The organism is uncultured Sphingomonas sp. (assembly GCF_964250165.1).
Taxonomy (GTDB): domain Bacteria; phylum Pseudomonadota; class Alphaproteobacteria; order Sphingomonadales; family Sphingomonadaceae; genus Sphingomonas.
Window position 1 is genome coordinate 1 of sequence record NZ_CAXUEK010000083.1, and the last position, 11,393, is coordinate 11,393.

The following is an 11,393-nucleotide window of genomic DNA, read 5'->3' on the forward strand; positions in this document are numbered from 1 at the left end:
AGCAGGATCAGCGCACGCTTCATGGGGCTTCCTCTCGTCCGGGCGAGCCTCGATTGCGCGCCCCTGTTGCGGGCACCATATCGCGATCCCATGCCGATTCAAATCCGCACCAGCCTCGCCGAGCCGGAAACCGGCCCCGCCTTCGTCCCCCACCGCCCCCAGCGTCCCGAGAAGGTGGAGGGCGGCAAGCGCTTCCAGCTCGTCAGCGAATATCAGCCCGCCGGCGACCAGCCGACCGCGATCGCCGAGCTGGTGGAGGCCGCGCTCGCGGGCGAGAAGGATCAGGTGCTGCTCGGCGTCACCGGCTCCGGCAAGACCTTCACCATGGCCAAGGTGATCGAAGCGCTGCAGCGGCCGGCGCTGGTGCTGGCGCCGAACAAGATCCTGGCGGCGCAGCTCTACGGCGAGTTCAAGTCGTTCTTTCCCGACAATGCCGTCGAGTATTTCGTCAGCTATTACGATTACTACCAGCCCGAGGCTTACGTCCCCCGATCCGACACGTACATCGAGAAGGAAAGCTCGGTGAACGAGTCGATCGACCGGATGCGGCACTCCGCGACGCGCTCGCTGCTGGAGCGCGACGACGTCATCATCGTCGCCTCGGTATCGTGCCTCTACGGCATCGGCTCGGTCGAGACCTATTCGGCGATGATCTTCGACCTGAAGAAGGGCCAGTCGGTCGACCAGCGCGAGATCGTCCGCAAGCTCGTCGCACTGCAATACAAGCGCAACGACGCCGCCTTCGCGCGCGGCAATTTCCGGGTGAAGGGCGACACGCTGGAGGTCTTCCCGTCGCACTATGAGGACGCGGCGTGGCGCGTGTCCTTCTTCGGCGACGACATCGAGGAGATCGTCGAGTTCGATCCGCTGACCGGCAGGAAAATCGCGTCGCTCAACAGCGTGCGCATCTATGCCAACAGCCATTACGTCACGCCCGGCCCGACGATGAAGCAGGCGGTCGAGGCGATCAAGCACGAGCTGGCGGAGCGGCTGAAGGAGCTGGAAGCCGAGGGCAAGCTGCTCGAACACCAGCGGCTGGAGCAGCGCACGAACTTCGACCTGGAGATGATCGCCGCGACCGGCAGCTGCAACGGCATCGAGAATTACAGCCGCTTTCTTACCGGCCGCCTGCCCGGCGAGCCGCCGCCGACGCTGTTCGAGTATCTGCCCGAGAACGCGCTGCTGTTCGTCGACGAGAGCCATGTGACGGTCCCACAGGTCAATGGCATGGCGCGCGGTGACCATCGGCGGAAGATCACGCTCGCCGAATATGGCTTCCGGCTGCCGTCGTGCATCGACAACCGGCCGCTGCGCTTCAACGAATGGGACGCGATGCGCCCGCAGACCGTCAGCGTCTCGGCGACGCCGGGTCATTGGGAGATGGAGCAGACCGGCGGCGTCTTCGCCGAGCAGGTGATCCGCCCCACCGGGCTGATCGACCCGCCGGTCGAGATCAAGCCGGTCGAGGATCAGGTGCAGGACCTGATCGTCGAGTGCGGCAAGACGACCGCGCGCGGCTATCGTACGCTCGTGACCACCCTCACCAAGCGCATGGCCGAGGACCTGACGGAGTTCATGCACGAGGCGGGGATCAAGGTCCGCTACATGCATTCCGACGTCGAGACGCTGGAGCGCATCGAGCTGATCCGCGACCTGCGCCTCGGGGTCTACGACGTCCTGATCGGCATCAACCTGCTGCGCGAAGGGCTCGACATCCCCGAATGCGGGCTGGTCGCGATCCTGGACGCGGACAAGGAGGGCTTCCTGCGCTCGGAGACGTCGCTGATCCAGACCATCGGCCGCGCCGCGCGCAACGTCGACGGACGCGTGATCCTTTATGCCGACCGGATCACCGGCTCGATGGAGCGCGCGATGAACGAGACCGGCCGCCGCCGCGAGAAGCAGGAACAGTATAATCTGGAGCACGGCATCACGCCCGCGACGATCCGCCGCCACATCGGCGACATCATCGCGCACGTCGCCTCCAAGGACCAGGTGACGATCGAGATCGATGACGCGCGGCCGCACATGGTCGGCCACAATCTGCGCGCCTATATCGAGGACCTCGAAAAGAAGATGCGCAAGGCCGCCGCCGATCTGGAGTTCGAAGAGGCGGGCCGTCTGCGCGACGAGATCCGGCAGCTGGAGGGCGAGGAGCTGGGCCTCCCCGTCCACGAGCAGAAGGCGCCGCTGATGGGCCGCAGCAACGAAGGCAAGCCGGGCACCCGCAAGGGCCGGTTCGGCAAGGAAAGCCGGACGCGGATAGGCGGGCGGCGGTAGCGTGTTGTTTCGCCAGGCGTAAATACCATCATGCGGTAGCGCGGAGGGACGCGGAGAGTTAGACGATCGGCGAAAGGAATGGACGATGATCCTGTCTTTCGCGAGCAGCGAAACGCTCCGCATCTGGTCCGGCGAGCGCAGCCGCAAATTACCGCCTGACATCCAGACCCGCGCCCTCGACAAGCTCAGGATCCTCGACGCCGCGGAGACGCTGGACGATCTACGCCATCCACCCAGCAACCGCCTGCACGCGCTGAAAGACGATCGCGCCGGTGAGCACAGCATTCCATCAACACGCAATGGCGTATAAGCTTTGTGTGGCGCGACGGAGGTGCCGAGCATGTCGAGATTACCGACGATCACTGACCCCGATCTGCTTCACAATGCGCATGCCGGCGAGCTGTTGTGGCGCGAGTTCATGGAGCCGCTTGGCTTGTCGGCAGAAGACGTGGCGCGCGCGGTGCGGTTGCCGTCCGACCGGATCGACTCGGTGGTGCAAGGCCGCCGGCGCGTGGACGGCGAGCTGGACCTCCGCTTGGCGCGATATTTCCGCATGTCGGAAGGATTCTTCCTTCGGCTGCAGGACAGCTATGAACTGCTGGAGGCGAGGCGCGCACTGTCCGGCGAACTCGACCGCATCGTGCCCCGGGCCGCCTGAGCGCGACCGCGTGGACGCACGCACGCGGATTCCCGCTCAGGGGATCGCCAGCCCGGGCGGCGTGAGCGCGTGGCGGAAGGGCGAGGTGAACGACGCGATCTTCGACGGCGCGCCGAGCGGCGTCGCGCCATAGCCCGCCTGCACCGACACATCGCACGCGCCGGCGACGAAGTCGGTGATCCGCCCCCCCGCCAGCGTCAGCATCACCGCGTCGAAATCGGCGATCAGCGTGACGGTGAAGCGCAGCGTGAACTCCGCCGTTCCGATCGTCAGCGTCACCACCGGGTGCAGCACGCCGGTGATGGCGTGCCCGCCCAGGCCGTGATGCACCGGGCCGGGCTCGTCCTTCAGCTTGCGGAGCGCCGCGCGCGCCGTCCAGCCCTCGGCGAGCCAGTCGAACAGGTCGAAATCGACCTTGCGGCGTATCGCGTCCCAGATCGCCGCGCGCACCAGCGGCTCCTGCGCGCGGGCGAGCAGACCCGCGTCGCGGCAGGCGGCGGCCGTCCCTTCATCGAGCGCGCGGGCGAGCGCGGCCGCCTGCTCGGCGGCGTCGATGCGCAGCGACACGGTGTCCATCGTCCCTCCTCCTCACCCGTCGCCGACCAAGGCGGGCGCGCCGACGCCGACGGTGACGCGCACCGTCACGCCGGGGCCGCCCGCTTCCCGCTGATCCACGGCCGGCAGCGCGCCCGCCTCGATCCGGCAGACCGCCGTGATGACGGGTGGCGCGACGTGGCGCCCGATCGGATTCGGCGGGGACGGCCGGCGCCACCAGCGTCGCGCCATCAGCGCCGCGGCCGCCGCGCCCGCCAGCCACCAGAGCCAGGCCGGGACGAGCAGCAGCGCCGCGCCGATCCGGCGCCAGGCGGGAACCGGCTCGATCCCGTCATCGGCGGTTACCTCGGCCGACACCGCCGGATTGCCGAGCGACGCCCGGTCATGCGGATCGAACCCATCCAACCGCACGGTGATCGTGCGATCCGCCCCCGTTCCATCGTCGCACGGGTCATAGGTGATCGAGGGCGACGGCATGTCCGGGTCGATCCGGAGCAGGCGTTCGCGCGCGGGCTGGGCGCAGCCGGCCGGGTCGTCGATGGCATAGCGGACGGTGATCGGACGGAGGAACTGGCCCTGCACCGCGAGCGGCACCACAAGGGGCTCGCCCGCGCTCGCCTGATAATTGCCGAGCGTCAGCGAAACGACCGGGGCAGGCCCGGACAGCGCTTTCGTCGGCTCGGGCGTCGGCGTCGGCTGAGTCACGATCGCGTCCGCCGTCGGCGTGGGCGTCGGCGGGACGGGCGGCGTTCCGGTCAGGATCAGCGCCGAGCCGTCCGCCGGCAGCGGCGCGCCCGGCGCGGGGCGCTGGCCGGTCACCGGCGCGTCCGGCGCGACGGCGGCGGCGGGATAGGGACTGACGCTCACCGCCGCCGCGCCGTCGTTGCGATCGAGCGCGAGCGGGCGGTGGAACTCGGCGAAGGCGCGCCCGACCAGCAGCGCCGAACAGCCCTGCGCCGGAGGCATGCGGCCCGCCCGCACCTCCGTGAAGAGCAATTTGGCGGCACAGGAGGTCGTCGCCGCCTGCGCTCGCGCCGGCTCTCCCCGCGCTACTAGGCCGGCAAGGAGCAAGAGCATCGCCGGCCAGGAGACCGGGCGCAGGACGATCACGAACCACCGGCGCATGGCACCTCCCGTGGCTGCAGCGACGCAACGGCACGGGATTACACCAGCGGCGGCATTCCCGCCAGCACGCGCGGACGCCGCGCTCAGCCGGCGGTGGAGCCCTTCGCGAGGCCGTAATAGCTGGCGACGCGCGCGACATAGCCGGCGTCGAAGGCCGGCGGGGTGTTGGCCCAGCTGGGGCCGCCCTCCAGCTGCTTGCGGTCGAGCGCGACGACGTAGACGTCGCGGACCGCGTCATAGTCGAGCAAGCCGAACGGCACGGGGTAGAAGCTGCGGCCCATGCCCAGAAAGCCCCCCAGGCTCAGCACCGCGAAATCGGCCTGACCGCTGCGCTTGTCCACCAGATAGGCCTGGAGCGTGCCGACGGCGGCGCCGTCGCGGTTCTCGACGCGGGGCTCCGCGGCGGCGACGGCGCGGACCAGCGGCGTGATGGGATCGGTCATGGGCGGGCTCTCCTGTCATCCCCCAACCGCGCCCGCCCGGCGCGGTTCCCCTGGCAGCACGGTTGAGCCGCGCCGCCCGCCCGCCTAAGCGCCGGCGATGCGCCGCCGGCTCGCCCTCGCCATCCTGCCGTTCGCCGCGTCCTGCGCGCCGACTCCGCGCCCGGTCGCGTCGCGGGCGCCCGCACCGCTACCGCCGATCATCGCCGCCTCGCCGCCGCCGCTCGCAGCCGACTGGCGCGACTGGCCGGTGACCCCCGGCGACTGGCGCTATGCCCGGCGCGGTGACGGCGGCAGCGAGGCGACATTCGGGAGCGCGACCGCGGTGATGGCGCGCCTGGTGTGCGATCCCGCCCAGCACCGCGTCACGCTGGTCGCCGCCGGCGGCCCGGGCGCGCCGGCGATGACGGTGCGCACCTCCACCGCGACGCGCACGCTGTCGACGCAGGCGGTGGGGCACATGGATGCGTGGCCGCCCGTCACGCACGAGGCCGGGCTGGCCGCCGCCGACCCGCTGCTCGACGCGATGGCGTTCAGCCGCGGCCGCTTCGCGATCGAGCGCGCGGGCGAGGCGCCGCTGGTCCTGCCGAGCTGGGCGGAGGTCGGCCGGGTGATCGAAGACTGTCGCTGAGCCCCCAAGAAACGCTTGCAATCGCCGCCGCTTCGACTCACATATCGCTCGCGTCCGGAGACGGGCGTGTGGCTATCAACAAAGCGAAAGGAGGTGATCCGATGTCTCATGGTTCAGCAATGGGGTCGGTTCAGTTCGTTCGGGGGACGCACCGCTAACCAGCGGTTCGCATGGTTTCCCGGGCTGGAACTCTCCGGCCGCTGACCATGTCAGGGGGTTGTCGGGCGCATCCGGGAGGAGCGCCCGGCAACCTCTTTTCATATCGGGCGCGCGCGAGAATAGCGTGGCCTACCCCCGACGCGCAGATATTGCCGGCCTTGTCGGCCCAAGCCGAGAAGCCGCGCCCCGCTAAGGCGTCGCGCTTGCCGCCATCGTCAACTGCCTCAAGGATTTGCCGCTCGAAGCGGCGACACGCCGGTTCATCCCGCGCGTCCCTCCATCGGCCGTTGCGGATGAAGCTGGGACGATTGTTCCACAACGAACGCCGATCCGGTCTGACGCGCCATCAGAGCGGGATTCCGCTCGGTTTGACCCGCCCGCAGGGCGTGCGCCTGTCCCGCAAGCGGACATGTCGTACACCCCAACCGTTTCGTTCATGCAACTTCAATCGGCCCGCCACGTTCCACACCGGTATAGGAGCCATAAGGCACATGAAGACAAAGGGGTCAGGCTATGGGGTTCGCCCGCATCGGCGGTAACGCCTGGCGGCAGGTGGCGGGGCCTACCGCCGTTCTGCTGCTCGCGCCGGTGGCGCTCACCGCCACCGGTCCGGCCGGCGTCGGTGCCGTGATCGCCGCCATCGCCGATCCGATGGCGGTAATGGCGGGACGCTCGCCAGGCGTGCGACCCGCGGGCGCGCTGACCCAAAGCAAGCAGCGCCGCCTGGCGACCCCTGGCCCCCGATCCGAACACGTGCTGCCGCGCGTACGCCAGCATCCCGGCGGGGTCGTGCCGGCCGACTATGTGCCCGGCGACGCCATTCCGTTCGGGGAAATCGGGCCGGAAGCCGTCACGCCCGTCACGCCGATCGCTTTCGCCGCGCCCGTCGGGGGCGGCGGCGGCGGTGTCGGCGGCTTCACCGGCGGCGCATTCGGTGGTGGCGGCGGTGGTGGCGGGAGTGGCAGCGGCGGCGGGGGAGACACCTCTACGCCGGTCGTGACCACACCGCCGCTGACCGCCTCGGTGCCCGAGCCTGCGACCTGGGCGACCCTGCTGCTCGGCATGGCGGTCGCCGGCATCGCCCTGCGCCGTCGCCCCGCCCCGCGCGCGGTCCCGCGCCGGCCCTGAGCGGTGCGCGGCCTGCTGCTGACCGCGGTGCTGGCGGCGGGCGCGGGCGGACTGACGCTCGCAGTGCCCTGGCGCGCAGTCCCCGCAGCGCCGATCCCGTCGGAGCGGCCGCCCACCCGCATCGCCTATGCGGCCGGCCACCGCCCGGTCTTCATCCTGCCCGATGGTGAGCGGCGCGAGGTGTTCAGCCTGCTGAACGTGCCCGGCCGGCTGCGGTTCGGCCAATATGCCTGGGACGAGCATGGCGTGCCCCCCGGGCCGACCTGGGTCCGCGTCGACCTCGCGCACCAGCTGCTGTCGGTGTTCCGCGCCGGCCATGAGATCGGCACCGCGGTGATCCTGTACGGTGCGGACGGTCGCGACACGCCGATCGGCGTGTTTCCCGTGCTGGAGAAGGCGCGCGAGCACCGGTCCGCACAATATGATGCCGAGATGCCCTACATGTTGCGGCTGACCCGCGACGGCGTCGCCATCCACGCCAGCGACGTGCGCGCGGGCGTCGCCACCCATGGCTGCATCGGCGTGCCGATCGACTTCGCGCGCCTGTTGTTCGAACATGTGCAGCGGCGCGATCCGGTCGCGATCTTCGGGCCCGGCACGACCGCCTGACGGTTGACGACGACCTAACCACGCCCGGATACTTCACTCCAACCTTCCTCTGCGAGCGGACCTCCCGACGAGGAGGACGCCGCCATGCCACACCCGATCCCAGCCGCGCTGCCCGTGCTTGCCCTGGCGTTGATCGGAGCGGCGCCGCCGGGGCCGGATTTCGGCACGCGCATCCTCGCCGACCACAATCGCGAGCGGGTGGCACTCGGCGTCGGGCCGCTTGCCTGGGACGCCGGGCTGGCGCGCTCGGCACAGGGCTGGGCGGACCACCTGGCCGCGACCGGCGCCTTCGCGCACGCGCCCGACGGCGCGGGCGACCCGCAGGGCGAGAACCTGTGGGCGGGCACGCGCGGGCGCTACACCGTCGACGAGATGGTCGACGGCTGGGCGCGCGAGAAGCGGTGGTTCCGGCCGGGCGTGTTCCCGGACACCAGCATCACGGGGCGCGAGGCGGACGTCGGCCATTACACGCAGATGATCTGGCGACAGACCCGCGCGGTGGGCTGTGCGGTTGCCGCCGGCGCACGTGAAGACGTGCTGGTCTGCCGCTACAGCGCCGCCGGCAACTGGGTGGGCGAGCGGCCGTTCTGATCGCGCGCCGGCTGCTTACGCAGCGGCCCGATCCTGCCGTCCGGCGGCGCCCCGCCCGCCACGCGACCAGAGGCCGAGCGATCCCAACCCGAGGATCTCATGCCCGAGGTCGCCGGGTCCGGAACGCCGTTGAGCACGATCGGGAAGGCTGGTCTGGCTGACCCCGCCCACGGCTTCATAGAAGTTCAGCACCGGGCCGCCATCCCCGTCTGCGGCTCTGCAGCATCGTCCGGCATGAAGCCGGTACGGCCCTCCCGCGGCCGTTAAGGTTGCGATAACCACGATAGCAGGCGAGTTCGGAAACCATTCCGACGGTAACGGCGCGACGGATGGCCTTTCCACGTCTCACCGCCGACGACCCGTCGCGCGCCGCCGTGCTGCTCGGGCTCGCCGAGGACGAACGCGGCGCGGTCGCCGACGCCGGCGCGCTGCAGCTCGGGCAGGTGCGCGCGGTGTGGCCGATCGCCATGGCCGCGCAGGTGTCCGGCGCGGCGGTGCTGGTCGGGCTGCCGCTCTTCAATCACGATCGGCCGAGCGCGCTCGCCTATGCGGGCGTGGGCCTCGTCACCGCGCTGGGTGGGCTGGTGTGGGCCTTGCTGGCGCTGCCGCTGACGCGGCGATGGCCGATCCACCGCCTCAATCGCGCGCTGACCGGGCTCGCCGGCGCGGTCGCGATCGGGCTGTTGATGCTGCTCTGGGCGGCGGCGCGCATGCCGCTGGGGCCGCAGCAGCTGGGCGCGTTCGTCGCCGCCGCCGGCGCGATCGGCGTCACCGCGGTGGCCTTGCAGCCGGTGCGCGCCGCGACGCTCGGCTTCGGCGCAGGGCTGGTGCTGGCGCTCGTCCTGCTGGCGGGCTTCGGGATCGCCATCGCCATCTCCGCCCTGTTCCTCGGGTGTCTCGGCGCCTGCGCGCGCCGGTTGGCGCGGCACGACCTTCACGCCGTGCTGAAGCAGGCCGCGGAGGCGAGCGAGGGGCGGCTCGCCGCCAAGATGATCGCCGAATTCGAAGGCCAGGGCGCCGGCTGGTTCTGGGAGGCAGATCGCTACGGCCGCCTCACCTATGTGTCCGCGGCTGTCGCCGCCGAGCTGACGCGCGCGGGCCTCGAGCCCTTCGGGCGGATGCTGACCGACACCTTCAAGATGGACGGGGCGGCGGCGACCGAGCGCACCCTCGCCTTCCATCTTTCATCGCGCACCTCGTTCATTGACTACGCCGTCTGCGCTGCAACGGAAGGTCCGCAGGAGCGCTGGTGGTCGATCTCCGGCCGACCGCTCCTCGACAGCGACGGCCGCTTCGCCGGCTTCATCGGCTCGGGCGTCGACCTGACCGAAAAACGTCGGTCGGATGCCGAGATCACGCGGCTCGCGATGTTCGACGGGCTGACCGGCCTCGCCAATCGCCAGCGCATGCGCCTGTCGCTGGACAAGACGCTGGCTCAGCCCGCCGGCGCGTTTCGGCCGGCCGCGTTGTTCCTGCTCGACCTCGACCGCTTCAAGGCCGTCAACGACACGCTCGGCCATCAGGCGGGCGACGCGCTGCTCAAGCAGGTGGCGCAGCGGCTGATCCGCGGCGTCGGCGACGCGGGCCTGGTCGGGCGGATCGGCGGTGACGAGTTCCAGGTGCTGCTGCCCGGCATGGACGGCCGCGAGGCGCTGGCGATCCTGGCGCGCGACCTCATCAAGGCGATATCGCAGCCTTATTTCATCAGCGGTGCTTCGATCTCCATCGGCGGCTCGATCGGGATCGCGCAGGCGCTGTCGCCGGGCGACGACGCGGAGACGCTGATCCGCAACGCGGACCTGGCGCTCTATGCCGCCAAGGGCGACGGACGCGGCGTCCACCGCTTTTTCGCGCCCGAAATGCTGGTCGGCGCGCAAAGCCGCAAGTTGCTGGAGGACGATCTTCGCCACGCGATCGCGACCGGCGCGTTCCACATCGCCTATCAGCCCGTGGTGTCCACCGCCGACCAGCGCGTCGTCGGCTATGAGGCGCTGGTCCGCTGGGACCACCCGACCCGCGGCATCGTGTCGCCGGCCGAGTTCATCCCGGTGGCGGAAGACAGCGGCCTGATCGGCGCGATCGGCGAGTGGGTATTGCGCACCGCCTGCATGGAGGCGGCGGGCTGGCCGCTCCCCGTGCGCGTCGCGGTCAACGTCTCGCCCATGCAGTTCGCCGACGCGCAGCTGCCGGCGCTCGTCGCCAGCGCGCTCGGCCATGCCGGCCTGCCGCCCGAGCGGCTGGAGCTGGAGATCACCGAGAGCGTGTTCCTGGACGAGGATGCGTCCACCGACGCGATGTTCCGCCGGCTCAAGGCGCTCGGCATCCGCCTGGCGCTCGACGATTTCGGCACCGGCTATTCCAGCCTCGGCTATCTGCGCTCGGCCCCGTTCGACAAGATCAAGATCGACCAGAGCTTCGTGAAGGGCGCGGCGCAGCCCGGCAATCGCAACGCCGCCATCATCAAGGCGATCGTCACGCTCGCCGAGACGCTGGGCATGGACACGACGGCCGAAGGCGTCGAGCTGGAGGACGAGATGGAGCTCGCCCGCCGGCTCGGCTGCAGCCACGTCCAGGGCTTCTTCTATGGCAAGTCGGCCCGCGCCGACGAGGTCGCGCGCCAGCTGGCGGACGGCGAAGGCGAGGCGATCGGCAGCGGCTACCGCTCCAGCCGGTCGCCGCGCAACGCGATGCTCCGCTCGGCGCGGGTGGCGATCGGCGATGCGCAGGACGACGTGCGCATCCGCAACATCTCGGCGACCGGCGCGATGATCGACGGACTGAAGGTCGAGGGCGAGGCCGAGGGGCTGGGCCTGCTGATCGAGCTGCTCGAAGACCAGATGTTCGCCGCCCGCATCCGCTGGTCGCGCGACGGCAAGACCGGCATCGAGTTCGCCGAGCACTTCAACCTGGAGCGTCTGCAACAGGCGCACGCCCGGGGCATGCGGCGGCTGACGGGTTAGGGTGCGCGCGGCCGCTCATGCGCGAGCACGAGCAGGCCCGTCGACCGTCTCAGCTGCCCCGCTGCGATTGCACCTGCGGTCCCCGCCCCTATGACGCGGCCATGCCCGCCCTCCCCGCCGCCCTCGCCTTCGACGTCTTCGGCACGGTCGTCGACTGGCGGAGCAGCATCGCCCGCGATGCGGCCCCCCGTCTCGCCGCGCAAGGCCGCCCCGACCTCGACCCGTCCGCGTTCGCGGACGCCTGGCGCGCGCTGCCC

11 protein-coding genes are annotated in these 11,393 nt (G+C 70.7%); 8 read left to right on the plus strand and 3 right to left on the minus strand.

Going from position 1 to position 11,393, the window contains the following annotated elements; translation table 11 throughout:
* Positions 1 to 90 precede the first annotated feature (90 nt).
* The 3 genes from uvrB to ACFE64_RS13425 all read left to right on the plus strand — a co-directional run bounded on the left by uvrB (position 91) and on the right by ACFE64_RS13425 (position 2,938).
* Complete coding sequence (gene uvrB, locus ACFE64_RS13415; protein ID WP_375392965.1) at positions 91 to 2,280, plus strand: excinuclease ABC subunit UvrB; 2,190 nt, start codon at positions 91 to 93, stop codon at positions 2,278 to 2,280.
* Positions 2,281 to 2,365: 85 nt separating this feature from the next.
* On the plus strand, positions 2,366 to 2,590 hold the full coding sequence (locus ACFE64_RS13420) for a type II toxin-antitoxin system RelE/ParE family toxin (protein ID WP_375392966.1): 225 nt from the start codon (positions 2,366 to 2,368) through the stop codon (positions 2,588 to 2,590).
* 30 nt (positions 2,591 to 2,620) lie between these two features.
* Positions 2,621 to 2,938 carry a HigA family addiction module antitoxin gene (locus ACFE64_RS13425; RefSeq protein WP_375392975.1) on the plus strand — a complete coding sequence of 106 codons (318 nt, stop codon included), beginning with the start codon at positions 2,621 to 2,623 and terminating at the stop codon, positions 2,936 to 2,938.
* A 36-nt stretch (positions 2,939 to 2,974) separates the two neighbouring features.
* On the opposite strand, the gene ACFE64_RS13430 is transcribed toward ACFE64_RS13425, so the two are convergent.
* The 3 genes from ACFE64_RS13430 to ACFE64_RS13440 form a co-directional block, all read right to left on the minus strand.
* A complete protein-coding gene (locus tag ACFE64_RS13430; RefSeq protein ID WP_375392967.1) occupies positions 2,975 to 3,514 on the minus strand; it encodes a hypothetical protein in 540 nt (179 codons plus the stop codon).
* Between the two features lie 12 nt (positions 3,515 to 3,526).
* On the minus strand, positions 3,527 to 4,618 hold the full coding sequence (locus ACFE64_RS13435) for a hypothetical protein (protein ID WP_375392968.1): 1,092 nt from the start codon (positions 4,616 to 4,618) through the stop codon (positions 3,527 to 3,529).
* Positions 4,619 to 4,701: 83 nt separating this feature from the next.
* Entirely contained in the window at positions 4,702 to 5,061 is a 360-nt protein-coding gene (locus ACFE64_RS13440; RefSeq protein WP_375392969.1) for a PRC-barrel domain-containing protein, read from the minus strand.
* A 97-nt stretch (positions 5,062 to 5,158) separates the two neighbouring features.
* Here ACFE64_RS13440 and ACFE64_RS13445 point away from each other — a divergent pair, with 97 nt between their 5' ends.
* From ACFE64_RS13445 to ACFE64_RS13465, 5 genes are all read left to right on the plus strand, one after another.
* Entirely contained in the window at positions 5,159 to 5,689 is a 531-nt protein-coding gene (locus ACFE64_RS13445; RefSeq protein WP_375392970.1) for a hypothetical protein, read from the plus strand.
* A gap of 672 nt (positions 5,690 to 6,361) precedes the next feature.
* Positions 6,362 to 6,976 (plus strand): PEPxxWA-CTERM sorting domain-containing protein, encoded by a 615-nt coding sequence (locus ACFE64_RS13450; protein WP_375392971.1) that lies wholly within the window; start codon positions 6,362 to 6,364, stop codon positions 6,974 to 6,976.
* 3 nt (positions 6,977 to 6,979) lie between these two features.
* Positions 6,980 to 7,585, plus strand: a complete 606-nt coding sequence (locus ACFE64_RS13455; RefSeq protein ID WP_375392972.1) for a L,D-transpeptidase family protein — start codon at positions 6,980 to 6,982, stop codon at positions 7,583 to 7,585.
* Between the two features lie 84 nt (positions 7,586 to 7,669).
* Entirely contained in the window at positions 7,670 to 8,176 is a 507-nt protein-coding gene (locus ACFE64_RS13460; RefSeq protein WP_375392973.1) for a CAP domain-containing protein, read from the plus strand.
* A gap of 329 nt (positions 8,177 to 8,505) precedes the next feature.
* Entirely contained in the window at positions 8,506 to 11,136 is a 2,631-nt protein-coding gene (locus ACFE64_RS13465; RefSeq protein WP_375392974.1) for a putative bifunctional diguanylate cyclase/phosphodiesterase, read from the plus strand.
* Positions 11,137 to 11,393 lie beyond the last annotated feature (257 nt).

Bases quoted from the DNA above. Each gene is read 5' to 3' on its own strand.
- uvrB (WP_375392965.1), top strand. From the start codon at position 91: ATGCCGATTCAAATCCGCACCAGCCTCGCCGAGCCGGAAACCGGCCCC.
- ACFE64_RS13420 (WP_375392966.1), top strand. From the start codon at position 2,366: ATGATCCTGTCTTTCGCGAGCAGCGAAACGCTCCGCATCTGGTCCGGC.
- ACFE64_RS13425 (WP_375392975.1), top strand. From the start codon at position 2,621: ATGTCGAGATTACCGACGATCACTGACCCCGATCTGCTTCACAATGCG.
- ACFE64_RS13430 (WP_375392967.1), bottom strand. From the start codon at position 3,514: ATGGACACCGTGTCGCTGCGCATCGACGCCGCCGAGCAGGCGGCCGCG.
- ACFE64_RS13435 (WP_375392968.1), bottom strand. From the start codon at position 4,618: ATGCGCCGGTGGTTCGTGATCGTCCTGCGCCCGGTCTCCTGGCCGGCG.
- ACFE64_RS13440 (WP_375392969.1), bottom strand. From the start codon at position 5,061: ATGACCGATCCCATCACGCCGCTGGTCCGCGCCGTCGCCGCCGCGGAG.
- ACFE64_RS13445 (WP_375392970.1), top strand. From the start codon at position 5,159: ATGCGCCGCCGGCTCGCCCTCGCCATCCTGCCGTTCGCCGCGTCCTGC.
- ACFE64_RS13450 (WP_375392971.1), top strand. From the start codon at position 6,362: ATGGGGTTCGCCCGCATCGGCGGTAACGCCTGGCGGCAGGTGGCGGGG.
- ACFE64_RS13460 (WP_375392973.1), top strand. From the start codon at position 7,670: ATGCCACACCCGATCCCAGCCGCGCTGCCCGTGCTTGCCCTGGCGTTG.
- ACFE64_RS13465 (WP_375392974.1), top strand. From the start codon at position 8,506: ATGGCCTTTCCACGTCTCACCGCCGACGACCCGTCGCGCGCCGCCGTG.